The sequence below is a fragment of the Pseudomonas kielensis genome, from assembly GCF_014236655.1.
In the GTDB taxonomy this organism is placed as follows: domain Bacteria; phylum Pseudomonadota; class Gammaproteobacteria; order Pseudomonadales; family Pseudomonadaceae; genus Aquipseudomonas; species Aquipseudomonas kielensis.
In genome coordinates this window covers 26484-53428 of sequence record NZ_JACMYG010000011.1, presented here as the reverse complement: position 1 = coordinate 53428, position 26945 = coordinate 26484, and the positions used below count along the sequence as shown (strand labels likewise).

General features: G+C 58.6%; 25 protein-coding genes. 21 read left to right on the top strand and 4 right to left on the bottom strand.

Annotated features, from left to right (window positions below):
* The first annotated feature begins 17 nt into the window (after positions 1–17).
* The 3 genes from H7995_RS13145 to H7995_RS13135 all read left to right on the top strand — a co-directional run bounded on the left by H7995_RS13145 (position 18) and on the right by H7995_RS13135 (position 3051).
* Complete coding sequence (locus H7995_RS13145) at positions 18–866, top strand: glycine betaine ABC transporter substrate-binding protein (protein WP_182343920.1); 849 nt, start codon at positions 18–20, stop codon at positions 864–866.
* Positions 867–1084: 218 nt separating this feature from the next.
* Positions 1085–1396 carry a DUF485 domain-containing protein gene (locus H7995_RS13140; protein ID WP_166590864.1) on the top strand — a complete coding sequence of 104 codons (312 nt, stop codon included), beginning with the start codon at positions 1085–1087 and terminating at the stop codon, positions 1394–1396.
* Positions 1393–3051, top strand: coding sequence for a cation acetate symporter (locus H7995_RS13135; protein WP_182343922.1), 1659 nt, complete (start codon positions 1393–1395; stop codon positions 3049–3051). The genes H7995_RS13140 and H7995_RS13135 overlap by 4 nt, the downstream gene beginning before the upstream one ends.
* A gap of 264 nt (positions 3052–3315) precedes the next feature.
* Here the strand turns inward: H7995_RS13135 and gltA are convergent, their stop codons facing one another.
* Positions 3316–4605, bottom strand: a complete 1290-nt coding sequence (gltA, locus tag H7995_RS13130) for a citrate synthase (protein WP_007959044.1) — start codon at positions 4603–4605, stop codon at positions 3316–3318.
* Positions 4606–4968: 363 nt separating this feature from the next.
* Between gltA and sdhC the strand changes: the two genes are divergently transcribed.
* From sdhC to H7995_RS13070, 12 genes are all read left to right on the top strand, one after another.
* The gene (gene sdhC, locus H7995_RS13125; RefSeq protein ID WP_095167532.1) at positions 4969–5343 is read left to right on the top strand and encodes a succinate dehydrogenase, cytochrome b556 subunit; all 375 of its coding nucleotides are present in this window, start codon (positions 4969–4971) and stop codon (positions 5341–5343) included.
* Positions 5337–5705, top strand: a complete 369-nt coding sequence (sdhD, locus tag H7995_RS13120) for a succinate dehydrogenase, hydrophobic membrane anchor protein (RefSeq protein WP_003446906.1) — start codon at positions 5337–5339, stop codon at positions 5703–5705. Before sdhC ends, sdhD begins: the two co-directional genes overlap by 7 nt.
* A 3-nt stretch (positions 5706–5708) precedes the next feature.
* Positions 5709–7481 carry a succinate dehydrogenase flavoprotein subunit gene (sdhA, locus tag H7995_RS13115; protein WP_166590862.1) on the top strand — a complete coding sequence of 591 codons (1773 nt, stop codon included), beginning with the start codon at positions 5709–5711 and terminating at the stop codon, positions 7479–7481.
* 11 nt (positions 7482–7492) lie between these two features.
* Positions 7493–8197 carry a succinate dehydrogenase iron-sulfur subunit gene (locus tag H7995_RS13110; protein ID WP_046032887.1) on the top strand — a complete coding sequence of 235 codons (705 nt, stop codon included), beginning with the start codon at positions 7493–7495 and terminating at the stop codon, positions 8195–8197.
* A 262-nt stretch (positions 8198–8459) separates the two neighbouring features.
* A complete protein-coding gene (locus H7995_RS13105; RefSeq protein WP_185818462.1) occupies positions 8460–11291 on the top strand; it encodes a 2-oxoglutarate dehydrogenase E1 component in 2832 nt (943 codons plus the stop codon).
* 42 nt (positions 11292–11333) lie between these two features.
* Positions 11334–12551, top strand: coding sequence for a 2-oxoglutarate dehydrogenase complex dihydrolipoyllysine-residue succinyltransferase (gene odhB / locus H7995_RS13100; protein WP_166590860.1), 1218 nt, complete (start codon positions 11334–11336; stop codon positions 12549–12551).
* Positions 12552–12649: 98 nt separating this feature from the next.
* Positions 12650–14086: a dihydrolipoyl dehydrogenase gene (lpdA, locus tag H7995_RS13095; RefSeq protein ID WP_166590859.1), complete on the top strand. Its 1437-nt coding sequence runs from the start codon at positions 12650–12652 to the stop codon at positions 14084–14086.
* 178 nt (positions 14087–14264) lie between these two features.
* The gene (gene sucC, locus H7995_RS13090; RefSeq protein WP_007919879.1) at positions 14265–15431 is read left to right on the top strand and encodes an ADP-forming succinate--CoA ligase subunit beta; all 1167 of its coding nucleotides are present in this window, start codon (positions 14265–14267) and stop codon (positions 15429–15431) included.
* Positions 15431–16312, top strand: coding sequence for a succinate--CoA ligase subunit alpha (sucD, locus tag H7995_RS13085; RefSeq protein ID WP_053156820.1), 882 nt, complete (start codon positions 15431–15433; stop codon positions 16310–16312). Before sucC ends, sucD begins: the two co-directional genes overlap by 1 nt.
* 402 nt (positions 16313–16714) lie before the next feature.
* A complete protein-coding gene (gene brnQ / locus H7995_RS13080; protein WP_185818461.1) occupies positions 16715–18028 on the top strand; it encodes a branched-chain amino acid transport system II carrier protein in 1314 nt (437 codons plus the stop codon).
* Between the two features lie 169 nt (positions 18029–18197).
* The gene (locus tag H7995_RS13075) at positions 18198–18935 is read left to right on the top strand and encodes a DUF599 domain-containing protein (RefSeq protein ID WP_166590857.1); all 738 of its coding nucleotides are present in this window, start codon (positions 18198–18200) and stop codon (positions 18933–18935) included.
* On the top strand, positions 18935–19336 hold the full coding sequence (locus tag H7995_RS13070) for an MAPEG family protein (protein ID WP_185818460.1): 402 nt from the start codon (positions 18935–18937) through the stop codon (positions 19334–19336). Before H7995_RS13075 ends, H7995_RS13070 begins: the two co-directional genes overlap by 1 nt.
* Positions 19337–19400: 64 nt before the next feature.
* On the opposite strand, the gene H7995_RS13065 is transcribed toward H7995_RS13070, so the two are convergent.
* The gene (locus H7995_RS13065; protein WP_182343928.1) at positions 19401–19640 is read right to left on the bottom strand and encodes a hypothetical protein; all 240 of its coding nucleotides are present in this window, start codon (positions 19638–19640) and stop codon (positions 19401–19403) included.
* A gap of 159 nt (positions 19641–19799) precedes the next feature.
* Between H7995_RS13065 and H7995_RS13060 the strand changes: the two genes are divergently transcribed.
* The 4 genes from H7995_RS13060 (at position 19800) to H7995_RS13045 (ending at position 23513) form a co-directional block, all read left to right on the top strand.
* On the top strand, positions 19800–20276 hold the full coding sequence (locus H7995_RS13060; RefSeq protein ID WP_166590854.1) for a PaaI family thioesterase: 477 nt from the start codon (positions 19800–19802) through the stop codon (positions 20274–20276).
* The gene (locus H7995_RS13055; protein ID WP_166590853.1) at positions 20273–20725 is read left to right on the top strand and encodes a PaaI family thioesterase; all 453 of its coding nucleotides are present in this window, start codon (positions 20273–20275) and stop codon (positions 20723–20725) included. Before H7995_RS13060 ends, H7995_RS13055 begins: the two co-directional genes overlap by 4 nt.
* 88 nt (positions 20726–20813) lie before the next feature.
* Positions 20814–22718, top strand: coding sequence for a molecular chaperone HtpG (htpG, locus tag H7995_RS13050; RefSeq protein WP_166590852.1), 1905 nt, complete (start codon positions 20814–20816; stop codon positions 22716–22718).
* Between the two features lie 66 nt (positions 22719–22784).
* A complete protein-coding gene (locus H7995_RS13045; RefSeq protein WP_182343930.1) occupies positions 22785–23513 on the top strand; it encodes a dienelactone hydrolase family protein in 729 nt (242 codons plus the stop codon).
* 306 nt (positions 23514–23819) lie between these two features.
* On the opposite strand, the gene H7995_RS13040 is transcribed toward H7995_RS13045, so the two are convergent.
* Together H7995_RS13040 and H7995_RS13035 are read right to left on the bottom strand one after the other, a co-directional pair.
* On the bottom strand, positions 23820–24692 hold the full coding sequence (locus H7995_RS13040) for a pirin family protein (RefSeq protein ID WP_182343932.1): 873 nt from the start codon (positions 24690–24692) through the stop codon (positions 23820–23822).
* A 62-nt stretch (positions 24693–24754) separates the two neighbouring features.
* Complete coding sequence (locus tag H7995_RS13035) at positions 24755–25171, bottom strand: OsmC family protein (protein ID WP_166590849.1); 417 nt, start codon at positions 25169–25171, stop codon at positions 24755–24757.
* A 148-nt stretch (positions 25172–25319) separates the two neighbouring features.
* Here H7995_RS13035 and H7995_RS13030 point away from each other — a divergent pair, with 148 nt between their 5' ends.
* Together H7995_RS13030 and H7995_RS13025 are read left to right on the top strand one after the other, a co-directional pair.
* A complete protein-coding gene (locus tag H7995_RS13030) occupies positions 25320–26339 on the top strand; it encodes an amidohydrolase family protein (RefSeq protein ID WP_182343934.1) in 1020 nt (339 codons plus the stop codon).
* Positions 26340–26409: 70 nt separating this feature from the next.
* Positions 26410–26874, top strand: a complete 465-nt coding sequence (locus tag H7995_RS13025) for a DUF3859 domain-containing protein (protein ID WP_182343936.1) — start codon at positions 26410–26412, stop codon at positions 26872–26874.
* Positions 26875–26945 lie beyond the last annotated feature (71 nt).

Here is a 26945-nt window from a genome sequence, read left to right as displayed (position 1 = left end):
CTTTCGGGGAAGTAACGATGAAGATGCGACGACTCTTAGGCGCCGGTGCCGTTCTGGCACTGGCGATGGGCTCTACTCTGGCTGCTGCCGACAGCAAAACCCTGAGCATCGGCTATGTCGACGGTTGGTCCGACAGCGTGGCGACCACCCATGTGGCGGCGGAAGTCATCAAGCAGAAGCTGGGCTATGACGTGAAACTGCAGGCCGTGGCGACCGGGATCATGTGGCAGGGTGTGGCCACCGGCAAGCTCGACGCCATGCTCTCGGCCTGGTTGCCAGTGACCCACGGTGAGTACTGGGCCAAGAACAAGGACAAGGTGGTCGACTACGGCCCCAACTTCAAGGACGCGAAAATCGGCCTGATCGTGCCGGAGTACGTCAAAGCCGTCTCGATTGCCGACCTCAAGACCGACACCACCTTCAAGAACAAGATCGTTGGCATTGATGCCGGTTCAGGGGTAATGCTCAAGACCGACCAGGCGATCAAGGACTACGGCCTCGATTACAAACTGCAGGCCAGTTCGGGCGCCGCGATGATTGCCGAACTGACCCGCGCCGAAGACAAGAAAGACTCCATTGCCGTGACCGGCTGGGTGCCGCACTGGATGTTCGCCAAGTGGAAACTGCGTTTCCTTGAAGATCCAAAAGGCGTGTATGGCGCGGCGGAAACCGTCAACAGCATCGGCAGCAAAGGCCTGGAAGCCAAGGCGCCGGAAGTGGCCAAGTTCCTGCACAACTTCCAATGGGCGTCGAAGGACGAAATTGGTGAAGTAATGTTGGCGATTCAGGATGGTGCCAAGCCTGACGCAGCGGCCAAGGATTGGGTCGCCAAACACCCCGAGCGCGTCGCAGAGTGGATCAAGTGATTTGATTCGACGCGTCTAGTCAGCATCTTCCAGGCCCGTTTGGCATTTTTGCCAAGCGGGCCTTTGTGTTTCTGGTGCCAAAGCAGTGGTTTTTCTGTCCGGGGCACATTGGCGAAAGCGACACCTGCCTCTAAGACTAAGGTCGTCTGGAACCTCTCCTTGAGCCGCATAGAGTGGATAACGTTCCAACTAATAGCTGTGCTGCGAGGATAAAAACAATGAACGACAGCATTTACCTCTCGATTCAAAACAGCCCGCGCTTCAAGGAGCTGGTTCGCAAACGAGAAAAGTTCGCCTGGATTCTCTCGGCGATCATGCTTGGGCTGTACTCCGGATTCATTCTTCTGATCGCTTACGGGCCGCACGTACTGGGGGCAAAAATCAGCCCTGAGTCGTCGATCACCTGGGGCATTCCGATTGGTGTGGGGCTGATTGTGTCGGCCTTCATCCTGACCGCTATCTATGTGCGACGCGCCAACGGCGAGTTCGACGATCTGAACAATGCAATTCTGAAGGAGGCCAAGCAATGATCCGGCGTCTATTTGCTCTATTGAGCGTTGCAGCGTTCGCGCCGGGTGCCTGGGCGGCTGATGCCCTGACCGGTGCCGTGGCCAAACAGCCGCTGAACATTCCAGCAATCCTGATGTTCGTGGCCTTTGTCGGCGCGACGTTGTGCATCACTTACTGGGCCTCGAAGAAAAACAACTCGGCGGCCGACTACTATGCGGCGGGCGGCAAGATCACCGGTTTTCAGAACGGTCTGGCGATTGCCGGCGACTACATGTCGGCAGCGTCCTTCCTGGGGATTTCCGCGCTGGTGTTCACCTCCGGCTACGATGGCCTGATCTACTCGATCGGCTTCCTGGTGGGCTGGCCAATCATTCTGTTCCTGATCGCCGAGCGTCTGCGTAACCTGGGTAAGTACACATTTGCCGACGTGGCGTCCTACCGCCTTGGGCAAACCCAGATCCGCACCCTGTCTGCCTGCGGTTCGCTGGTGGTGGTGGCGTTCTACCTGATTGCGCAGATGGTCGGTGCGGGCAAGTTGATCCAGCTGCTGTTCGGCCTGGACTACCACGTTGCGGTGATTCTGGTCGGTGTGCTGATGTGCATGTACGTGCTGTTCGGCGGCATGCTGGCGACTACCTGGGTGCAGATCATCAAGGCGGTGCTGCTGCTGTCCGGTGCCTCCTTCATGGCGCTGATGGTGATGAAGCACGTCAACTTCGACTTCAACATGCTGTTCTCCGAGGCGATCAAGGTTCACCCTAAAGGTGAGGCGATCATGAGCCCGGGCGGCCTGGTGAAAGATCCGATCTCGGCATTCTCCCTGGGGTTGGCGCTGATGTTCGGTACTGCGGGCCTGCCGCACATCCTGATGCGCTTCTTCACCGTGAGTGACGCCAAAGAAGCGCGCAAGAGCGTGCTGTACGCGACTGGCTTCATTGGTTACTTCTACATCCTGACCTTCATCATCGGCTTTGGCGCGATTCTGCTCGTGAGCACCAACCCTGCATTCAAGGACGCTGCCGGCGCTCTGCTGGGCGGCAACAACATGGCGGCGGTGCACCTGGCCAATGCAGTGGGTGGCAGCATCTTCCTCGGCTTCATCTCGGCAGTGGCGTTCGCGACCATTCTGGCGGTGGTAGCGGGTCTGACGCTGGCGGGTGCTTCGGCGGTGTCCCATGACCTGTATGCCAGTGTGATCAAGAAGGGCAAGGCCAACGAGAAGGATGAGATTCGTGTCTCGAAGATCACCACTATCGCTCTGGCGGTGTTGGCGATTGGCCTGGGTATTCTGTTCGAAAGCCAGAACATTGCGTTCATGGTGGGCCTGGCCTTCTCCATTGCAGCCAGCTGTAACTTCCCGGTGTTGCTGCTCTCCATGTACTGGAAGAAGCTGACGACTCGTGGGGCGATGATTGGTGGTTGGTTGGGACTGGTCAGTGCGGTGGGGCTGATGGTGCTTGGGCCGACCATCTGGGTGCAGATTCTGCATCATGAGAAGGCGATCTTCCCTTACGAATACCCGGCGTTGTTCTCGATGATTATTGCGTTTGTCGGGATCTGGTTCTTCTCGATCACTGACAAGTCGGCAGCGGCGGACAATGAGCGGGCGCTGTTCTTCCCGCAGTTTGTTCGGTCGCAGACTGGGCTGGGGGCGAGCGGGGCGGTTTCGCACTGATTGCCTGAGGCTTATGTGTAAGTGGTAATGCGTCACTGAAATGCCCTGGTCGAGAGACTGGGGCATTTTTTTTGTTGGGCTTGGGGGATATCCGTTGCTGCGGTAATGGCTGCTTAGTGACCCGCCGTCAGGGCGCAACCGTAATAAGCCGCTACCGCAACGATGGATACACACCCAACCCCAAACCCCACACAAACAAAAACGGCCTCCATTCACATAGAGGCCGTTTCCAGTGCAACTTAAGACGTCATCGCAAGACGGGTCTTATTTGCGGTCTTCCAGCTTGGTAATGTCACGCGACTCGTAGCCGGTGTACAGCTGGCGCGGGCGGCCAATCTTGTACGGGCTGGAGAGCATTTCTTTCCAGTGGGAAATCCAGCCTACGGTCCGCGCCAGGGCGAAGATCACGGTGAACATGCTGGTTGGAATGCCGATTGCCTTGAGGATGATCCCCGAGTAGAAGTCGACGTTCGGGTACAGCGAGCGTTCGATGAAGTACGGGTCGGTCAGGGCGATCTCTTCCAGGCGCATGGCCAGTTCGAGTTGCGGATCGTTCTGGATGCCCAGTTCCTTCAACACTTCGTCGCAGGTCTGTTTCATGACGGTGGCGCGCGGGTCGCGGTTTTTATAAACGCGGTGGCCGAAGCCCATCAGTTTGAACGGATCGTTCTTGTCCTTGGCCTTGGCGATGAACTTGTCGATGTTCGAGACATCGCCAATTTCGTCGAGCATGGTCAGTACCGCTTCGTTGGCGCCGCCGTGAGCCGGGCCCCAGAGTGCGGCAATGCCGGCAGCGATACAGGCGAACGGGTTGGCACCCGAGGAGCCTGCCAGGCGAACGGTGGAAGTCGAGGCGTTCTGCTCGTGGTCGGCGTGGAGGATGAAGATCCGGTCCATGGCCTTGGCGAGTACCGGGCTGATCGGTTTGATCTCGCACGGGGTGTTGAACATCATGTGCAGGAAGTTTTCCGCGTACGACAGGTCGTTGCGCGGGTACATCATGGGTTGGCCCATGGAGTACTTGTAAACCATCGCTGCCAGGGTTGGCATCTTGGCAACCAGGCGGATCGCGGAGATTTCGCGATGCTGCGGGTTATTGATGTCCAGGGAGTCGTGGTAGAAGGCCGAGAGAGCGCCGACTACGCCGCACATGACCGCCATCGGGTGGGCGTCGCGGCGGAAGCCGTTGAAGAAGGTCTTCAGCTGCTCGTGAACCATGGTGTGGTTCTTCACGGTGCCGACGAACTGGGCCTTTTGCTCTGCGGTCGGCAGTTCGCCGTTAAGCAGCAGGTAGCAGGTTTCCAGGTAGTCCGACTTTTCAGCCAGTTGTTCGATCGGGTAGCCGCGGTGCAGCAGGATGCCGTTATCGCCGTCAATATAGGTAATCTTCGACTCGCAGGAAGCGGTCGACATGAAACCCGGGTCAAAGGTGAAGCGGCCCGTGGCGGTCAGGCCCCGGACGTCGATAACATCGGGACCAACGGTGCCGGTTAAAATGGGCAGCTCGACGGGGGCTGCGCCCTCGATGATCAACTGCGCTTTTTTGTCAGCCATGTGGCCTCCTATTTATGCTTGAAATCATCAGACAGACCCCCCACGCAGGGCCCGCACCACTATAGTGAGATAAATTCGAATGTCAATTTGCCTAAAGTCTTGCCCCAGAAGGCTTTAACCACACTTTTTCCTCGAAATTGCCTGCCGTTTACGCCTTTTATCCCGCTTGTGCAATCAGCTATTAGGGGAAGGTGTTTGCGTTGTCATTAGTAACCTAACTGTCTATACTCGGCAGCCGACCGCCAAGGGCTTTTGGGCCTGTTTTGATGGGGGTCGCATCCCTGGGTGGTGGTTACCTGACCAGTGCACTCCCCAACAACTTTGCCCTGATTGTTAGGGGCTCTTCAGTGTGAAAAAAAAGCCGTGAATAGCCAACGACCTGTAAACCTAGACCTAAGGACCATCAAACTCCCCATCACCGGCGTTACGTCGTTTCTTCACCGTGTTTCCGGCATCATTCTCTTCCTGGGCCTTGGCTTCATGCTGTATGCATTGGGCAAATCCCTGGGTTCCGAGGAAGGTTTCGCCGAGGTGAAGGCATGCTTGACCAGCCCGCTGGCCAAGTTCGTAGCATGGGGCCTCCTGTCCGCTCTGCTGTATCACCTGGTAGCCGGTGTGCGCCACTTGATCATGGATATGGGCATCGGTGAGACGCTGGAAGGCGGCCGCCTGGGCTCGAAAATTATCATCGCCGTTTCCGTGGTGTTGATCGTTCTGGCAGGAGTTTGGATATGGTAACCAGCGTTACGAACCTTTCGCGTTCGGGCCTCTATGACTGGATGGCACAACGTGTGTCTGCGGTCGTTCTCGCGGCTTATTTCATTTTCCTGATCGGGTACCTCGTTGCGAACCCAGGCATTGGCTACGCCCAATGGCATGAGCTGTTCGCAAGCAACTGGATGCGTATCTTCAGTCTGTTGGCCCTGGTGGCCCTGGGCGCTCACGCCTGGGTCGGCATGTGGACCATCGCGACCGACTACCTGACGCCAATGGCGCTGGGCAAGTCCGCGACTGCAGTACGTTTCCTTTTCCAGGCAGTATGCGGCGTTGCGATGTTCGCTTACTTCGTCTGGGGTGTGCAGATTCTCTGGGGTATCTGATTCATGGCTAACATTCCAACGATTTCTTTCGACGCCATCATTATTGGTGGCGGCGGTGCTGGCATGCGCGCAGCGCTGCAACTGGCACAAGGCGGTCACAAGACTGCCGTGATCACCAAGGTTTTCCCGACGCGTTCGCACACTGTATCGGCCCAGGGTGGCATCACCTGCGCCATCGCTTCTGCGGATCCGAACGATGACTGGCGCTGGCACATGTACGATACCGTCAAGGGTTCCGACTACATCGGTGACCAGGACGCTATCGAATACATGTGTCAGGAAGGCCCGGCCGCGGTGTTCGAACTGGACCACATGGGTCTGCCGTTCTCCCGTACCGAACAAGGTCGTATCTACCAGCGTCCATTCGGCGGTCAGTCCAAGGATTACGGCAAAGGCGGGCAGGCTGCCCGTACGTGCGCCGCTTCCGACCGTACCGGTCACGCGCTGCTGCACACCCTTTATCAGGGCAACCTGAAAGCCGGTACCACGTTCCTGAACGAGTACTACGCTGTTGATCTGGTGAAAAACGCTCAAGGCGAGTTCGTCGGCGTTATCGCTATCTGCATCGAAACCGGCGAAACCACCTACATCCGTGCCAAGGCTACCGTTCTGGCTACCGGCGGTGCGGGTCGTATCTACGCCTCCACCACCAACGCCCTGATCAACACCGGTGACGGCGTTGGCATGGCTCTGCGTGCTGGCGTTCCGGTACAAGATATCGAAATGTGGCAGTTCCACCCAACCGGCATCGCCGGCGCCGGTGTACTGGTGACCGAAGGTTGCCGTGGTGAAGGTGGTTACCTGATCAACAAGCACGGCGAGCGTTTCATGGAGCGTTATGCTCCGAACGCCAAGGACCTTGCTGGTCGTGACGTGGTTGCTCGCTCGATGGTTAAAGAAATCATCGCTGGCAACGGTTGCGGTCCGAATGGCGACCACGTAATGCTCAAACTCGACCACCTGGGCGAGGAAGTGCTGCACAGCCGTCTGCCAGGCATCTGCGAACTGTCGAAGACGTTTGCCCACGTTGACCCGGTTGTTGCGCCGGTTCCGGTTGTTCCGACTTGCCACTATATGATGGGCGGCGTTGCCACCAACATTCACGGCCAGGCGATCACCCAGAACGACGAAGGCGTGGATCAGATCATTCCTGGTCTGTTCGCTGTTGGTGAAGTGGCTTGCGTATCGGTTCACGGTGCCAACCGCTTGGGCGGCAACTCGCTGCTCGACCTGGTGGTATTCGGCCGCGCTGCTGGCCTGCACCTGGAAAAGGCGCTGACCGACGGTATCGAATACGACGACGCCACCGACGCCAATATCGAAGCTGCCCTGGCGCGCCTGTCCGCTCTGAACGAGCGTACTGACGGTGAAGACGTGGCAACCCTGCGTCGCGAACTGCAAAGCTGCATGCAGAACTACTTCGGTGTATTCCGTACCGGCGAATACATGCAGAAGGGTATTGCCCAGTTGGCCGACCTGCGCGTGCGCATCGCCAACGTCAAGATCAACGACAAGTCGCAGGCGTTCAACACTGCGCGGATCGAAGCCCTTGAGCTGCAGAACCTGCTGGAAGTGGCTGAAGCTACCGCCATCGCTGCCGAAGTACGTAAAGAGTCCCGTGGTGCTCACGCCCGTGAAGACTTCGAAGACCGTGACGACGAAAACTGGCTGTGCCACACCCTCTACTTCCCGGGTGACAAGCGCGTGACCAAGCGTGCTGTGAACTTCTCGCCGAAGACTGTTCCGACTTTTGAACCTAAGATTCGGACTTATTAAGGGTGGCCGCCATGTTGAAAGTCAGCGTTTATCGTTACAACCCTGATCAGGACGCTGCGCCGTTCATGCAGGAATTCTCGGTCGATACCGGTGGTAAAGACCTGATGGTGCTGGATGTGCTGGCCCTGATCAAAGAGCAGGATGAGGGTTTCTCTTATCGTCGCTCTTGCCGTGAAGGTGTTTGCGGTTCCGACGGCATGAACATCAACGGCAAAAACGGCCTGGCGTGCGTTACGCCGCTGTCCGCCGTCGTAAAAGGTAACAAGTTGATCGTTCGTCCTCTGCCAGGTTTGCCGGTTATCCGTGACCTGGTCGTCGATATGAGCATCTTCTACAAGCAATACGAAAAGGTTAAGCCTTACCTGCAGAACGATACGCCGGCTCCGGCCATCGAGCGTCTGCAGTCCCCTGAAGAGCGTGAAAAGCTCGACGGTCTGTACGAGTGCATCCTGTGCGCTTGCTGCTCGACCTCCTGCCCGTCCTTCTGGTGGAACCCGGACAAGTTCCTGGGTCCAGCTGCCCTGCTGCAAGCGTACCGCTTCCTGGCAGACAGCCGTGACACCAAGACGTCCGAGCGTCTGGCGTCCCTGGATGATCCGTTCAGCGTATTCCGCTGCCGCGGCATCATGAACTGCGTCAACGTTTGTCCGAAAGGCCTGAACCCGACTAAGGCCATCGGTCACATTCGTAACATGCTTCTGCAAAGCGGCGTGTGATTCAGCTGTAGCAAATGTAGGACCGCTGTACCCGTAGAGGCCAAGGCGCGGGCTTCAACCCGCGCCATGGCTATAACCAGAGCAGTAGCCCATAAAGCTGCAGCTCTTATTTTGAAGAAATGAGACAAGCAGGGGCATCCGGGCTGGTACCCGGACTATCAGCGTGATCCTAAGTGGCTTGTTTTGGTCGCTGCACTCGGACTTCTGCAAGCTCGCTCGGTGTCTTCGCCGATGGTGTTCCCCTAACCGAGGGTGACCAAGCATGCAAGAAAGCGTGATGCAGCGCATGTGGAACAGCGCCTACCTATCCGGTAGTAACGCTGCCTATGTGGAAGAGCTCTACGAGCTCTACCTGCACGACCCTAACGCTGTGCCAGAAGAGTGGCGCACCTACTTTCAGAAGTTGCCGACAGACGGCAACTCTGCCATCGATGTTTCGCACTCCACAATTCGCGACCATTTTGTGCTGCTGGCAAAGAACCAGCGCCGCGCCCAACCGGTTTCCGCCGGCAGCGTGAGCAGTGAGCACGAGAAGAAGCAAGTTGAAGTGCTGCGATTGATCCAGGCCTACCGTATGCGTGGCCACCAGGCAGCCCAGCTTGACCCGCTGGGGCTGTGGCAGCGTCCTGCACCTGCAGACCTGTCGATCAATCATTACGGCTTGACCAATGCCGATCTTGATACGACCTTCCGTGCCGGCGACCTGTTCATCGGCAAAGAGGAAGCGAGCCTACGCGAAATTCACGAAGCGTTGCAGCAGACATATTGCCGCACCATCGGCGCTGAATTTACGCACATCACCGATTCCGAGCAGCGCCAGTGGTTCCAGCAGCGTCTGGAAAGCGTGCGTGGCCGTCCGACGTACTCCGTGGACATCAAGGGCCACCTGCTCGAGCGCGTGACTGCCGGTGAAGGCCTGGAAAAATACCTGGGCACCAAATACCCGGGCACCAAGCGTTTCGGTCTGGAAGGCGGCGAAAGCCTGATTCCGATGCTCGACGAGCTGATCCAGCGTTCCGGTTCCTACGGCACCAAGGAAATCGTCATCGGCATGGCCCACCGTGGCCGTCTGAACGTGCTGGTCAACACCTTCGGCAAGAACCCGCGCGAGCTGTTCGACGAGTTCGAGGGCAAGAAGAAGGTCGAGCTGGGTTCCGGTGACGTCAAGTATCACCAGGGCTTCTCGTCCAACGTAATGACCACCGGCGGTGAAGTTCACCTGGCCATGGCGTTCAACCCGTCCCACCTGGAAATCGTTTCCCCGGTGGTCGAGGGTTCGGTTCGCGCCCGTCAGGATCGTCGCAACGACCCTACCGGTGAGAAGGTTCTGCCGATCTCCATCCACGGTGACGCGGCATTCGCCGGTCAAGGCGTGGTCATGGAAACCTTCCAGATGTCGCAGACCCGCGGTTTCAAGACCGGCGGCACCGTGCACATCGTGATCAACAACCAGGTTGGTTTCACCATCAGCAACCCGCTGGACTCGCGCTCCACCGAGTACGCCACCGACGTTGCGAAAATGATCCAGGCGCCGATCCTCCATGTGAATGGTGATGATCCGGAAGCCGTATTGTTCGTGACCCAGTTGGCCATCGACTACCGCATGCAGTTCAAGCGTGACGTGGTGATCGACCTGGTCTGCTACCGTCGTCGCGGTCACAACGAAGCGGACGAGCCAAGCGGCACTCAGCCTCTGATGTATCAGCAGATCACCAAACAGCGCACCACCCGTGAGCTGTATGCCGATCGTCTGACCCAGGGCGGTGTGATGGACGCAGAGCGTGTTCAGGCGAAAGTCGACGAATACCGCAACGCGTTGGACAACGGCCTGCACGTAGTGAAAAGCCTGGTCAAAGAGCCGAACAAAGAGTTGTTCGTGGACTGGCGTCCGTACCTGGGCCACGCCTGGACTGCGCGTCACGACACCACGTTCGATCTCAAGACCCTGCAGGAACTGTCCGCCAAGCTGCTGGAAATTCCAGAAGGCTTCGTGGTTCAGCGCCAGGTTGCGAAGATCTACGAAGACCGTCAGAAGATGCAAGCCGGCGGCCTGCCGATCAACTGGGGTTACGCCGAAACCATGGCGTACGCGACCCTGGCGTTCGAAGGTCACCCGATCCGCATGACCGGCCAGGACATCGGCCGCGGTACGTTCTCGCACCGTCATGCTGTGCTGCACAACCAGAAAGACGCGGGGACCTACATCCCGCTGCAGAACCTGTACGAAGGCCAGCCACGTTTCGACCTGTACGATTCGTTCCTGTCCGAAGAAGCCGTACTGGCGTTCGAATACGGTTACTCGACCACCACGCCGAACGCGCTGGTGATCTGGGAAGCCCAGTTCGGCGACTTCGCCAACGGTGCCCAAGTGGTTATCGACCAGTTCATCACCAGTGGCGAGCACAAGTGGGGCCGTCTCTGCGGTCTGACCATGCTGCTGCCGCACGGTTATGAAGGTCAGGGCCCTGAGCACTCCTCGGCGCGTCTGGAGCGTTACCTGCAGTTGTGCGCCGAGCACAACATTCAGGTGTGCATGCCAACGACGCCGGCACAGATCTACCACTTGCTGCGCCGTCAGGTGATTCGCCCGCTGCGCAAGCCACTGGTAGTCCTGACGCCGAAGTCGTTGCTGCGTCACAAGCTGGCCATCTCGACCCTGGAAGACCTGGCCGAAGGTTCGTTCCAGACCGTTATTCCGGAAATCGATGCCCAAGACCCGAAAAAGGTCGAGCGCATTGTTCTGTGTAGCGGCAAGGTCTACTACGACCTGCTGGAAAAACGCCGTGCCGAAGGCCGTGACGATATCGCCGTCGTGCGTATCGAGCAGCTGTATCCATTCCCTGAGGACGACTTGAACGAAGTCCTGGCGCCTTACACCAACCTCAAACATATCGTTTGGTGTCAGGAAGAGCCGATGAACCAGGGTGCCTGGTACTGCAGCCAGCACCACATGCGTCGCATCGTTGGCAATCACAACAAGGCCCTCGTCCTCGAGTACGCCGGTCGTGAAGCTTCCGCTGCACCGGCTTGTGGTTATGCATCGATGCACGCTGAGCAGCAGGAAAAACTGCTGCAAGACGCCTTTACTGTTTAACGCCTTCGCGCACCTGAAACCGAATTTAAGGAACCACAGACAATGGCTATCGAGATCAAAGCCCCCACTTTCCCGGAATCGGTTGCCGATGGCACCGTTGCCACCTGGCACAAACAACCGGGCGACGCGGTCAAGCGCGACGAACTGATCGTCGACATCGAAACCGATAAAGTCGTACTGGAAGTGTTGGCTACTGCTGACGGCGTGCTGGGCGCTATCGTCAAGAACGAAGGCGACACCGTTCTGTCCGACGAAGTCCTGGGCTCCATCGAAGCGGGCGGCGTTGCTGCCGCTCCGGCCGCGGCACCTGCTGCTGCCGCACAAGCCGCTGCTCCGGCTGCTGCTGGCGAAGACGATCCGGTTGCTGCTCCAGCCGCGCGCAAGCTGGCTGAAGAGAACGGCATCAACATCGCTTCCGTTGCCGGTACTGGCAAAGGCGGTCGTGTGACCAAGGAAGATGTGGTTGCAGCCGTTGCTGCCAAGAAAGCCGCTCCGGCTGCCGCGCCTGCCAAGGCTGCTGCTCCGGCTGCCGCTGCTCCTGTGTTCGCTGCTGGCGATCGCATCGAGAAGCGCGTTCCGATGACCCGCGTACGCGCCACCGTGGCCAAGCGTCTGGTTGAAGCTCAGTCGAACATGGCGATGCTGACTACTTTCAACGAAGTCGACATGACCGAAGTCATGGCGCTGCGTTCCAAGTACAAGGATCTGTTCGAGAAGTCCCACAACGGCGTACGCCTGGGCTTCATGTCGTTCTTCGTGAAAGCGGCTACCGAAGCGCTGAAACGCTTCCCGGCTGTCAACGCTTCGATCGACGGTGCAGACATCGTTTACCACGGCTACGCCGACGTTGGTGTTGCTGTTTCCAGCGACCGCGGCCTGGTGGTTCCGGTTCTGCGTAACGCCGAACTGATGAGCCTGGCTGAAATCGAAGGCGGCATCGCCACCTTCGGCAAGAAAGCCCGCGACGGCAAACTGTCGATGGACGAAATGACCGGTGGTACGTTCACCATCACCAACGGTGGTACTTTCGGTTCGATGATGTCGACTCCGATCGTCAACCCGCCACAAGCAGCGATCCTGGGCATGCACAACATTCTGCAGCGTCCTATGGCGATCAACGGTCAAGTGGTAATCCGTCCGATGATGTACCTGGCTCTGTCCTACGATCACCGTCTGATCGATGGCAAAGAAGCTGTGACTTTCCTGGTGACCATCAAGAACCTGCTGGAAGACCCGGCTCGTCTGTTGCTGGATATCTGATAGAAGCAGCCGCGAGCTGCAGGCCTCAGGCTGCTGGTAAAGGCAGTCTGGCTTGTGGCTCGCGGCTTCAGGCTTTTCGCTAAAGAGGATTTTTTTCAATGTCGCAGAAATTTGACGTAGTAGTGATCGGTGCCGGCCCTGGCGGCTATGTAGCAGCCATCAAGGCCGCCCAACTGGGTCTTTCGACAGCCTGCATCGAGAAGTACACCGACAAGGAAGGCAAACTGGCTCTGGGCGGTACTTGCCTGAACGTCGGCTGCATTCCATCCAAGGCGCTGCTGGACAGCTCCTGGAAGTTCCACGAAGCACAAGACGGCTTCGCGATCCACGGTATCAACCACGCTGGCGTGACCATGGACGTTCCAGCGATGGTCGGCCGTAAAGCCAACATCGTCAAAGGCCTGACTTCGGGTGTTGCCACCCTGTTCAAGGCCAACGGCGTGACCTCGATCCAGGGCCACGGCAAACTGCTGGCTGGCAAGAAAGTCGAAGTCACCAAGCCTGACGGTTCGGTAGAAATCATCGAAGCCGAGAACGTGATCCTGGCGCCAGGTTCGCGTCCGATCGACATTCCACCGGCTCCGGTTGACCAGAACGTGATCGTCGATTCGACTGGCGCCCTGGAATTCCAGGCTGTGCCAAAACGTCTGGGCGTGATCGGCGCTGGCGTGATCGGCCTGGAATTGGGTTCGGTATGGTCCCGTCTGGGCGCTGAAGTGACTGTCCTGGAAGCCCTGGACACCTTCCTGATGGCTGCCGACACCGCCGTTTCCAAGGAAGCACTGAAAACCCTGACCAAACAAGGTCTGGACATCAAGCTGGGCGCTCGCGTCACCGGCTCCAAGGTCAACGGCGAAGAAGTGGTCGTGACCTACACCGACGCCAACGGCGAACAGACCATCACCTTCGACAAGCTGATCGTAGCCGTTGGTCGCCGTCCAGTGACCACTGATCTGCTTTCCGCTGATTGCGGCGTGACCCTCGACGAGCGCGGTTTTGTGCATGTTGACGATCACTGCGCAACGACCGTGCCGGGTGTCTACGCCATCGGCGACGTGGTTCGCGGCATGATGCTGGCGCACAAGGCCTCGGAAGAGGGCATCATGGTCGTCGAGCGCATCAAGGGCCACAAAGCCCAGATGAACTATGATTTGATCCCTTCGGTTATTTATACTCACCCGGAAATTGCATGGGTTGGTAAAACCGAGCAGGCCTTGAAAGCTGAAGGCGTTGAAGTTAACGTCGGCACTTTCCCGTTCGCAGCCAGTGGCCGTGCCATGGCAGCCAACGATACCGGCGGTTTCGTCAAAGTGATCGCCGATGCCAAGACTGACCGCGTATTGGGCGTCCACGTGATTGGCCCGAGCGCTGCAGAACTGGTTCAACAGGGCGCAATCGGCATGGAATTCGGCACCAGCGCCGAAGACCTGGGCATGATGGTCTTCTCCCATCCGACCCTGTCCGAAGCCTTGCACGAAGCTGCTCTGGCAGTGAATGGCGGCGCCATTCACATCGCCAACCGCAAGAAGCGTTAAGACAATAAGAAACCACGGCGGTATGGCCCGTCGTGAGCCTTGCATGCAAGACTCACCGCGGAATATCCGCTGGACGCAGTCTTGCGTAGCTTAGGCTACGCAAGCAGCAGTCACAGGTGGTGCGGCACTCCACAGTGCAGCACCGAATGCGCAGTACCTAACGAAGACGGTAATAAGCATGAATCTTCACGAGTATCAGGGTAAGCAGCTGTTCGCTGAGTACGGCCTGCCAGTATCCACCGGTTACGCGGTAGACACCCCGGAAGCAGCAGCAGAAGCTTGCGACAAAATCGGCGGCAGCGAGTGGGTTGTCAAAGCCCAGGTTCACGCCGGTGGTCGCGGTAAAGCGGGCGGCGTCAAGCTGGTTCGCAGCAAAGAAGACGCTAAAGCATTCGCTCAACAGTGGTTGGGCAAGCGTCTGGTGACTTACCAGACTGATGCCAATGGTCAGCCAGTCACCAAGATCCTGGTTGAATCGTGCACTGATATCGCTAAAGAGCTGTACCTGGGCGCTGTCGTTGACCGTTCGAGCCGTCGCATCGTGTTCATGGCTTCCACCGAAGGTGGCGTGGACATCGAGAAAATCGCTCACGACACTCCAGAAAAAATTCTCAAGGCCACTATCGATCCACTGGTTGGCGCTCAGCCATTCCAGGGTCGCGAGCTGGCATTCCAGCTGGGTCTGGAAGGCAAGCAAGTTGCTCAGTTCGCCAAGATCTTCGTAGGTCTGGCCAAGCTGTTCAAGGATCACGACCTGGCTCTGCTGGAAGTGAACCCGCTGGTGATCAAGGCTGACGGCGATCTGCACTGCCTGGACGCGAAGATCAACATCGACGCCAACGCCATGTACCGTCAGCCTAAGCTGAAGACTTTCCACGATCCGTCGCAAGACGATCCGCGCGAAGCGCACGCTGCCAAGTTCGAACTGAACTACGTAGCGCTGGAAGGCAACATCGGTTGCATGGTCAACGGTGCTGGCCTGGCCATGGGTACCATGGACATCGTCAACCTGCATGGCGGCAAACCAGCCAACTTCCTCGACGTGGGCGGCGGTGCTACCAAAGAACGCGTTACCGAAGCGTTCAAGATCATCCTGTCCGACACTAACGTCGCGGCCGTACTGGTCAACATCTTCGGCGGCATCGTTCGCTGCGACATGATTGCCGAAGGCATCATTGGCGCTGTGAAAGAAGTCGGCGTGAAAATCCCGGTTGTTGTTCGCCTTGAAGGCAACAACGCTGAGCTGGGCGCTAAAGTACTGGCAGAAAGCGGTTTGAACATCATCGCTGCTACCAGCCTGACCGACGCTGCTCAACAAGTTGTCAAAGCTGCGGAGGGCAAATAATGAGCGTCCTGATCAATAAAGACACCAAAGTTATCTGCCAGGGTATTACCGGTTCGCAAGGTAGTTTCCACACCCAGCAAGCCATCGAGTACGGCACCAAGATGGTGGGTGGCGTAACTCCGGGCAAAGGCGGCACCGAGCACCTGGGCCTGCCAGTGTTCAACACCGTTAAAGACGCAGTAGCCGCCACTGGCGCTACCGCCAGCGTGATCTACGTTCCGGCTCCTTTCTGCAAAGACTCGATCCTGGAAGCTGCTTTCGGTGGCATCAAGCTGATCGTGTGCATCACCGAAGGCATTCCTACCCTGGACATGCTGGACGCTAAAGTTAAGTGCGACGAGCTGGGCGTAGTCCTGATCGGCCCTAACTGCCCAGGCGTGATCACCCCAGGCGAATGCAAGATCGGCATCATGCCAGGTCACATTCACTTGCCAGGCAAGGTCGGTATCGTTTCGCGTTCCGGCACCCTGACCTACGAAGCTGTCAAGCAGACTACTGACGCCGGTTTCGGTCAGTCGACTTGCGTCGGCATCGGTGGTGACCCGATCCCGGGTTCGAACTTCATCGACATCCTGAAGCTGTTCCAGGAAGACCCGAAGACCGAAGCGATCGTGATGATCGGTGAGATCGGCGGTTCGGCTGAAGAAGAAGCGGCTGCCTACATCAAGGCACACGTGACCAAGCCGGTTGTTTCCTACATCGCTGGTGTGACTGCTCCTCCGGGCAAGCGCATGGGCCATGCTGGCGCAATCATCTCTGGCGGCAAAGGCACTGCAGACGAGAAGTTTGCTGCCCTGGAAGACGCAGGCGTGAAAACCGTGCGTTCGCTGGCAGACATCGGCAAGGCTTTGTCCGAGCTGACCGGTTGGGCTGTCAAGTAAGCCTCGCGCTTAGCTGACGCTTCACCAAACAAAGGCCACCTTCGGGTGGCCTTTGTCGTTTCCGGCATTTGTGTTGGCTGTGCTGGCCTCTTCGCGGGCAAGCCCGCTCCCACAGGTGGACGCATTCCAATGTGGGAGCGAGCTTGCTCGCGAAGGCGCAATTACATGCGCCAACCCTTTATATGCAAAAACGCGACATCGAAATGTCGCATATCGGATAGTTCGCCCTTTAACAGTGCGTTTTCCGGTTAAATTCGTTAGGCTACTCGCCATTTTTGCGTCTGCGACCCACAAGGTTGCTGCGCGCTAAACGGGTCAGTCCCATACGGACCGACAGCATTTCCCTCACCCTTCAGGGAAATCCCTCTCTAAATTCCGATTCAGTAGTGTGGTATTTCCTTAATGAAAGTGTTGAAAGGCCAGGACATTCTGGCACTTGGTTTTATGACGTTTGCCCTGTTCGTCGGGGCTGGCAACATCATCTTCCCGCCTATCGTCGGTTTGCAGTCCGGGCCTCATGTCTGGATGGCGGCGCTGGGTTTTCTGATCACGGCGGTGGGTTTGCCGGTGATCACCGTCGTTGCGCTGGCCAAGGTCGGGGGGGCGATGGATGCCCTGAGCAGTCCGATCGGTAAAATCGCCGGTGGCATCCTGGCGGCTGCTTGCTACCTCGCCGTGGGCCCGCTGTTCGCTACCCCACGTACCGCCACCGTGTCCTTCGAAGTGGGCCTGGCACCACTGACCGGCGAAAGCCCGGCGGCGCTGTTGCTCTACAGCGCGGTGTACTTCCTGCTGGTGTTCTTCATTTCCCTGTACCCGGGCCGTCTGCTGGACACCGTGGGTCGCTTCCTCGCGCCCCTGAAGATCATTGCCCTGGCAGTGCTCGGGATCGCCGCGTTCGCGTTGCCGGCCGGGGATATCGGGCAGGGTACGCCGGAATACGTGGCGGCACCGTTCTCCCAGGGCTTCATCAATGGTTACCTGACCATGGATACCCTGGGCGCCTTGGTGTTCGGGATCGTTATCGTCAATGCCATTCGTTCCCGTGGCGTCGAGTCGCCAGCGCTGATTACCCGCTACGCGATCATTGCCGGGCTGATTGCCGGCGTGGGCCTGGCGCTGGTGTATGTCAGCCTGTTCCGCCTCGGTTCCGGCAGCCATGAAGTGGCAGTGGGCGCAACCAACGGCGCTGCCGTCCTGCATGCCTACGTGCAGCACACCTTCGGTTCGCTGGGCAGCGGTTTCCTGGCGGTACTGATTTCCCTGGCTTGCCTGGTAACGGCAGTCGGCCTGACCTGTGCCTGTGCCGAATACTTCAGCCGTGTGCTGCCACTGTCCTACAAGACCCTGGTGGTGATCCTGGCGCTGTTCTCCCTGGTGGTGTCCAACCTGGGCCTGACCAAGCTGATTGCGTTCTCGATCCCGGTCCTGACCGCTATCTACCCGCCGTGCATCGTGCTGGTGGCCCTGAGCTTCTGCAAAGACTTCTGGCTGGAGCAGGGGCGGATTGTCGGTCCGGTGATGCTGGTGTCGTTCCTGTTTGGCCTGATCGACGCGCTCAAGGGCGCTGGCCTGGCTGACTGGATGCCGACTCAACTGACCCGCTTGCCGCTGGCCGAACAAGGCCTGGCGTGGCTGGTGCCATGCGTCTTCACCCTGGTGGTGGCAGTGGCCTGCGACCGCCTGCTGGGCAAGCGCAGCGAAGCTATGGCGTAACTGACGCCGACCGCCACAAGCGGGCTTGAGCGAAAACCGAAATGCCCCGTATCGACTGATACGGGGCATTTTTTATGGGCGCATGGCCGTGCCTTTTTCCCTGAGCTAACGTCGAAGCATGCAAGGATCGCTCTCACGGGTTCTGCGCTCAAACTTCACAGGGAATTACATGTCGTTCATCCATGCCAATCTGATCCACCTTATCGCCGCGCTCTGGTTTGTCATCTGCTGGGGCGGCTACACCCGTTATGCCAGCTGGAAGGGGCGCGACACGGCCTGCCTGGCCAGCGTATTGCACCTGTACCGTGAAGACTGGATGCGCCGCATGCTGCTGCGCGACAACCGCATTGCCGACGCCAGCGTGATTGGCAACCTGGAGCGCAACGCGTCCTTCTTTGCCTCCAGTACCCTGATTATTCTCGCCGGTATTCTCACGGTACTCGGTGCTTCCGAGCGCGCGGTGTCGTTGCTGGCAGACATTCCGATGGTGCAGCAGGCGTCCCAGGGCATGTCGGAAATCAAGCTGCTGTGCCTGGCGCTGGTGTTTGTCTATGCCTTCTTCACGTTCAGTTGGTGCATGCGCCAGTACAACTTCGCCGCGATCCTGGTGGGCTCGGCGCCCATGGTCGGTGAGCGCCATGTTTCCGAGCAGGAGCGCAAGGCATTTGCTGCGCGGGCGGCCCGAGTGATTTCGATGGCCGCCAACCAGTTCAACTTTGGCCTGCGTTCTTATTACTTCGGCATGACCATGCTGGCCTGGTTTGTCAGTCCCTGGTTGTTCATGTCGATGAGTGCCGGGGTGGTGTTTGTGTTGTATCGCCGGGAGTTTCATTCCGACGTCCTCGAAGTAATGGTCTATACCCCTACTGAGGCGCCAATGCCCGAGGTCAACAAAGAGGTGAGCTGATGAGTATTCCGTTCTGGTGCGTATTGATCTGCGGCTTGCTGATTTTTGTCGCGCGTGTGCCCGTGACCAAGGCCATGAAAGAGCAGGGCGGTTACAACAATCACCTGCCGCGCCAGCAACAGGCGCAGTTGAGCGGATTGGGTGCCCGCGCGTTGGCGGCCCATCAGAACAGTTTCGAGGCGTTCATCCTGTTTGCGGTGGGGGTGTTGATGGCGCACACCACGCAGACGGCGGGGTGGCTGATCGACGGGTTGGCGGTGGTCTTCGTGGTTGCCCGGGTGATCTATTTGCTGTGCTACTGGGCCGACCTGGCCTGGCAGCGGAGCCTGGTGTGGTGTATCGGCCTGGTCTGTTCATTGTTGCTGATGCTCAGCCCGACATTTCGCAGCGTGCTGCTCTAGTACGTTTACAACGCGCACAATAAAGCCCGCACTTGGCGGGCTTTATTGTGCAGCGCTAAAACCATTAATTGGTTTTTGGAGCGGCTTCTTCGGCAGCGGCTTTGTTCGATTCAGCCTGAGCTTTGGCAGCTTCGGCGTTTTCTTTCGCAGCGTCGTTCACTTTATCCTGAGCTTTGTTCATGTCCTGCTGAGCTTGCTCGGCATGTTGGGTAGCATCTTGAGCTTTGTCCTCGGATTTTTTATCGCAGGCAGCGAGACCGAGGGAAGCGGTCAACATCAAGGCAATAGCTAAAGTCTTACGCATGGGGTGTTTCTCCTTATGGAAAATATCTACTTGGCCTTTCGAGCACGGCCTGATGGGTTAAGTTCCATGTTTCTCACAGATATATAAGTTTATTCTTGTGGGAACTTTTTCTTAGGCCCATAACCGCTAAGCACCAACACTAATCAGAGCCTATAGCGAATGTCGGATAACCCCATTTTTGAGCGCGCGATGCGCTTTTTGTCGGCCCTGCGTCATTGCCAGGTCCTCGGCTTGCATGTGCACAGCGCCAGCCAGGACGGCATGACCATCACCTTGCCCTACAGCCCGCAGATTGTCGGTAATCCGCAGACCGGGGTGATTCATGGTGGAGCCATTACCTCCCTGATGGACACCGCCTGTGGCATGGCCACCCTGTGTGTGCTGCCGGAGTTCGAAGTGTGTCCGACCCTGGACCTGCGCATCGACTACATGCACCCGGCTGAACCCCACAAGGATGTGTACGGCTTTGCCCAGTGCTACCGGGTCACCACCGACGTGATCTTTACCCGCGGCTTTGCCTACCAGGATGATCCGCAGCAGCCCATCGCCCATGTGGTCGGAACCTTCATGCGCATGGGCAAAGGGATCAAGGGCACCAAGGGCTTCGGCGGTTCGATCACGGGTGGGCAACAATGAACGATGACTTCAAGACACAACTGCAACAGGCCCATGAGCGTGGCGACTATGCCTCGCTGCTGCACCTGATCCCTTACGCCAAGTTGATCGGCATCGAATGCTCGCGCCTGGGCGATGAGCTGCTGTTTCGCTTGCCGGCGAACAAAGACAACATCGGTAATCCTTTGTTGCCGGCGATTCACGGCGGGGTGATTGCGGGTTTCATGGAGCTGGCCGCTGCCCTGCACCTGGTGGTGTTTACCGGCTCGCCGGGAGTACCGAAGATCATCGACTTTTCCCTCGACTATCTGCGGGCCGGGCAGTTTCGCGACACCTACGCCAAATGCCAGGTGTGCCGGCAGGGGCGGCGCGTCGCCAACGTGGCGATAACCGCGTGGCAGAGCACTGAAGCTGAACCGATTGCCACGGCGCGTGCGCATTTCAAGATCGAGGAAACACCCAGCCCTTGAAATCCTCGGTGACGCCCCCACTTTGAATGACATCCCGCCGCCACCCTTCAGGGCGCGGCCACTGCCATCCAATCGGAGTTTGATGACCATGAGCGTGGAAACTCAAAAGGAAACCCTGGGCTTCCAGACCGAGGTAAAGCAACTGCTGCACCTGATGATCCATTCGCTGTACTCCAACAAGGAAATTTTCCTTCGCGAACTCATCTCCAACGCCTCTGACGCTGTCGACAAATTACGTTTCGAAGCCCTGTCCAAGCCTGAGTTGCTGGAAGGCGGCGCGGAACTGAAAATCCGTGTGAGCTTCGACAAAGACGCCAAAACCGTCACCCTCGAAGACAACGGTATCGGTATGAGCCGCGAAGATGCGATCACGCATCTGGGCACCATCGCCAAGTCCGGCACCGCCGATTTCATGAAGCACCTGACCGGTGATCAGAAGAAAGATTCGCACCTGATCGGTCAATTCGGCGTAGGTTTCTACTCCGCGTTCATCGTTGCCGACCAGGTTGAAGTGTTCAGCCGCCGTGCCGGCCTCGCCGCGAGCGAAGGCGTGCACTGGTCGTCCAAGGGCGAAGGCGATTTCGAAGTCGCGACCATTGAAAAAGCCGAGCGCGGTACCCGCATCGTCCTGCACCTGAAATCCGGTGAAGACGAGTTTGCCGACGGCTGGCGCCTGCGCAACATCATCAAGAAGTACTCCGACCACATCGCACTGCCGATCGAGCTGCCGAAAGAAGTCACGGCCGCCGAAGGTGAAGAGGCGCCGGCCGTTGAATGGGAAACCGTCAACCGTGCCAGCGCGCTGTGGACGCGTCCGCGTACCGAGATTGCGGATTCGGAATACCAGGAGTTCTACAAACACATCGCCCACGATTTCGAGAATCCGCTGAGCTGGAGCCACAACAAGGTCGAAGGCAAGCTGGAATACAGCTCGTTGCTCTACGTGCCGGCCCGTGCTCCGTTCGACCTGTACCAGCGTGAAGCGCCTAAAGGCCTGAAGCTGTACGTGCAACGGGTGTTCGTCATGGATCAGGCGGAGTCGTTCCTGCCGCTGTACCTGCGTTTCATCAAGGGTGTGGTCGATTCCAACGATCTGTCGCTGAACGTGTCGCGGGAAATCCTGCAGAAAGACCCGATCATCGATTCGATGAAGTCGGCGCTGACCAAGCGTGTGCTGGACATGCTGGAAAAACTGGCGAAGAACGATCCTGAGCAATACAAAGGCTTCTGGAAAAACTTCGGTCAGGTGATGAAAGAAGGCCCAGCCGAAGATTTCGCCAACAAAGAGAAGATCGCGGGCCTGCTGCGCTTTGCCTCTACCCAAGGCGAAGAAGGCGAGCAAGTGGTTTCCCTGGCCGAGTACCTGGCGCGTGCCAAGGAAGGTCAAGACAAGATCTACTACCTGACCGGCGAAACCTACGCGCAGGTCAAGAACAGCCCGCACCTGGAAGTCTTCCGCAAGAAAGGCATCGAAGTGCTGCTGCTGACCGATCGCATCGACGAGTGGCTGATGAGCTACCTCAGCGATTTCGACGGCAAGAGCTTTGTCGACGTGGCGCGGGGTGACCTGGACCTGGGCAACCTGGACTCGGCAGAGGACAAGCAGGCGGCGGAAGAAGTTGCCAAGTCCAAGGAAGGCCTGGTCGAGCGTCTGAAAACCGCGCTGGGCGACTCTGTTGCGCAAGTGCGGGTTTCCCACCGCCTGACCGATTCGCCGGCGATCCTGGCCATCGGTGAGCAGGACCTCGGCCTGCAGATGCGCCAGATCCTTGAAGCCAGCGGGCAGAAGGTTCCGGACTCCAAGCCGATCTTCGAATTCAACCCGGCTCACCCGCTGATCGAGAAGCTCGACGCGGAGCAGAGTGACGAGCGGTTTGGTGATCTGTCGCACATCCTGTTCGATCAGGCGGCCCTGGCGGCTGGCGACAGTCTCAAGGACCCGGCGGCGTATGTGCGCCGGCTGAACAAGCTGCTGGTTGAGCTGTCGGTGTAAACAGGTTGTAGAAAAACCCGCTTCGGCGGGTTTTTTCATTCTGGCGTTTATTGACGGGAGTGAGTCATGAGTCAAATCACTGTGCGTTCCGTGGTCTATCAGATTGATGGCCAGCCATATGAAAGTCGCCTGGCGTTCGATGCTGCTCACTCAGGTCCGCGTCCGGGCCTGTTGATGGCGCCGAACTGGATGGGCGTGGGCGCGGGTGCCGAGGAGATTGCCAAGGCGGTCGCGGCCAAGGGTTATGTGGTGCTGATTGCCGACCTTTATGGTCAGGCACTTCGACCGCAGAACAACGATCAGGCGGGCGCGGCGATGATGCCGCTGAAGAATGACCGAGCGTTGTTGCGCAAGCGCATGCAGGTGGCGTTCGAAAAGTTGCAGGGCCAGGCTGAGGCGGCGGTCGATGCCTCTAAACTGGCGACGTTTGGCTTCTGCTTTGGTGGCTGCTGTGCGTTGGAGTTTGCCCGCACGGGGGCGCCGGTGAAGGCGGCGGTGTCATTCCACGGCACCCTGGATACACCGGATGCCAGTGATGCCAATCACATCAAGGGGGCTGTGCTGGTGTTGCACGGGGCGTCTGACCCGCTGGTGCCCAAGGAACAGTTGCCGGCTTTCGAAGCGGAGATGAATGCGGCGGGTGTGGATTGGCAGTTGTTGAGTTATGGCGGGGCCTTTCACTCGTTTACCGATCCTCATGCGAATGTGCCGGGGATGATGATGTATGACGCCAAGGTGGCGGGTCGCGCGTTTAGGTCGATGCATGATTTGTTGGGGGAGGTGTTTGGGCTTTAGCTTTAGGGGGGCAGTTCAACGGCGGGTCACTTGGAAAATCGGAACGCCGCCCGACCCCAAGTAACCAAGGGCTCTTACCCCTGGCGTACGGCCCCTCGCCTAGGCTCGGGGTTCCTTCGCTACGGTATCCATCCGGGGGGGAGCGGGTGGATCAAGGGCTGCAGGCGAGCTACCGGCCGGCCTGCTTTTTCTGGTGTCCGAATCTCCCCTGGGGGAGCTAGCCTGCTAGCGATGGCAATCTCCGCTATGCCATGGATTTCGGGTATACCCCAATCCCCACAGCTGTCGAGCCCGCGAGGCTGCGTTTCAGCCTCTGCCTTTGGGTAATTCAATTCTCTCGCTTTCCCCCGGAACACTTGGCCAGTCGCCTGCTGCCCAGCGCCGGCGTGCGTCTTCGATGGCTGTCGGGTCGCTGGCGACGAAGTTCCAGTTGATCCGGCGTGGGCCGTCCATGGGGGCGCCGCCGAAGAGGATGGCGTGACAGTCGCTGTCGGCGAACAGGGTCATTGCTTCGCCGCTTGGCAGGATCACCAGCGCGTGTGCTTCGATGGGTTGGTCGTTGAGCAGGGCGTCGCCGCTGAGGATGTAGAGGGCGCGTTCTGTGTGTTCGGTGGGGATCAGCAGGGTGGTCGCGGTTTGCAGTTGCAGTTCCGCGTACAGGGTCGGGGACAGCACCGGCACCGGAGACTCCAGGCAGAAGCCGGTACCGGCGATCATGCGGATGGTGACTCCCAGGTTATCGCTGACCGGCAGGCTGGCGGCCGGGTGGTGGCTGTAGAGGCCTGGGCCTTGTTCGTGTTCCTTGGGCGAGGCCAGCCAGATTTGCAGGCCGTGCATGGTGAAGTCCTGGTCCCACAGTTCGGCGGGCGTGCGTTCGACGTGGGCTATGGCGCTGCCGGCGGTCATCCAACTGACGTCGCCGGCCTTGACGACTTGTTCGGAGCCGAGGCTGTCCTTGTGCAGGAGTTCGCCTTCGAACAGGTAGGTCAGGGTCGAGAGGCCGATGTGCGGGTGTTGGCGGATGTTCATGCCATGGCCGGCCGGGTAGCGGGTGTGGAGCATGTGGTCGAAAAACACGAAAGGCCCGACGCTGCGGCATTTGGCCGAGGGCAGCGGGCGCAGGATCGGTTGGCCTTCGACCTCTTCAGGGCGCGGGCGGATCACGAGCGGAGCGTTCATGGGGCAATCCAGGCTGTACGAAAGATGCCGTTGAGCATAACCCGCACAGCCAGCACTTGCCGCTATTGGCTGAAGGCGCCTTCAGACAGGTGGGTTTCAATGCTCACTTCACTGCTGGTCATCAGCTTGTGGATCGGGCAGCGATCGGCTACCCGGTGCAGTTCGTCACGCTGGGCATCGGTGAGCACGCCCTTGAGGGTCAGCTTGACGTGCAGCGCGTATTTGCCTTTTGGCTCCTGGCTATTGTCGTGCTTGACCTCGACTGTGACGCCGGTCAGCGGGATGCCTTTTTTCTGCGCGTATAGCTTCAGGGTCAGTGCCTTGCACGCCCCGAGGGCGGCGTCGAAGTAGTCGTGGGGCTCTGGTGCCGAACCTTCACCACCGGCGGACACCGGGACATCGGCAAACAGTTCATGTTCATCGATCTGCACGCTGTGGCGAAAACCTTCACTGGATTCGGTATTGACGGTAATGGTCATGGTTAACCTCTCTGGCAGTGGGAGACGACGGAAAAAACACCTTGCAGTTATAGAGCATCCGCGCAATCAGGCGTTCCACTTTCTTTAGGGCTGAACCCTTGGGCGCGGTGCGGGGTCTACCCTGTTCATCTGTCGGCGGAGTGCGCGCGTGTCTTTGAAGCCCTGGAATGCGGCCTGGTTATTGGTGTTGATCAGCGGGCTGGTGGACGCCCGTGAATACGCCTACAGCGATGCACACCTGCACTATGTGGATTTTTTCCAGGAAACCGCCGGCATGCCGAAGCTGCTCAAGGCGATGGCGGATAATCGCATCGAGCATGTGATGATTTCCGGCGTCCCGGTGGCGAAGAAGTGGCATGAAGACGAGCCCAAGCGCCCGCGTTATTACGCCGGGGATGATGCCGATGCCTACTGGTACAGCGCCACCGATGTCATTGTCGCCGCTGCGGTGAACAAGCTGACTCCCGAACAGCGTCAGCACTTTCATCCGTTTCTCTCAGGCTTCAACCCCAACGACAAGAACTCTGCAGCACATATCCAGCGCATGCTCGACCTCAATCCCGGCTTGTGGCAGGGCATAGGCGAGGTATTTACCCGGCATGACGACCTGACCGCACTGACCTCCGGCGACACGCCGCGAGCGAACAATGAGGCCATGACGCGGATCTACCACCTGGCGGCAGAGAACGACTTGCCGGTGCTGGTGCATTCCAATATCACTTCCAAGCGTGAGAAAAACCCGCTGTACCTGGCCGAAATTGAAGAGCCGCTGCGCAATCATCCCCACACGCGGTTCATCTGGGCGCACGCCGGCACCAGCCTGGAGATCCATCGGCATCAAACTCAGCTGGATTTCCTGCTGCCGACCCTGACGCGTTTACTCGAAGCCTACCCCAACCTGTTCATCGACCTGTCCTGGAGCGTGCTCACGCCCTATCTGCTGGATGAGGCGGGTCAGCCTCGCCCGGAGTGGGTAAGCCTGGTCACGCGCTTTCCAGAGCGTTTCATGCTGGGTTCCGATGTGGTCGGACGCTTCAAGACCCTGGGTAAACAAATGCACGGCTTTACCCCCTTTCTCGATGCCTTGCCACCCGAGGTCGCGCGTCAGGTTGCACGGGACAACTTCCTGGCGGTCCTGCCGCGTGCGGTGACGCAAGGGGCACGCTGAGTGGCGGTTTGTCATCAGCCTGTCACCCGGGTGTCATACCCTCGCGCCCATCTCAATCAAGGAGCGCGAAATGTCCCTCACTCGTTTATCTGCATTGGCGACGCTGATGTTGCTCAGCGGCCTGGCCAGCGCCGAGGTCAGCGTGCAAGGTCCGGTGGAATATGGTGTGTTCGAAGGGGCCAAGGCCGATCTGCAATCGGGGGAGCGGGTGTTGCGGCGCAGCAACGAGTCGATCCGCCAGACCGAAACGGTGCCGGCCAAGCTGGGTACCAAGTTCGGTATCCGTTATCAGTTGACCGGCAAGGCCGTCGAGGGGCAGCCCCTGACATTGCTGTACTTCACGCCGGGCATTCGCACCCCCGACGGCGAGCGTCACGACAAGCTGGAGGTGGTCCAGAAGCTGCTGCCGGGTGCCCCGCAGGATGTGATGGCCTATGAGTTCACTGAAAGCCACGAGGTGGTGCCGGGCGAGTGGCGCTTCATGGTGTTCCAGGGCGATCGTTTGCTGACGCAGAAAAGCTTCACCGTGCGCTGAACAGGAATCGCAGACAAAAAAACGCCCCGAACCAGTCGGGGCGTTTTTTTGTGCGGCGGTGCGGCGGGGTG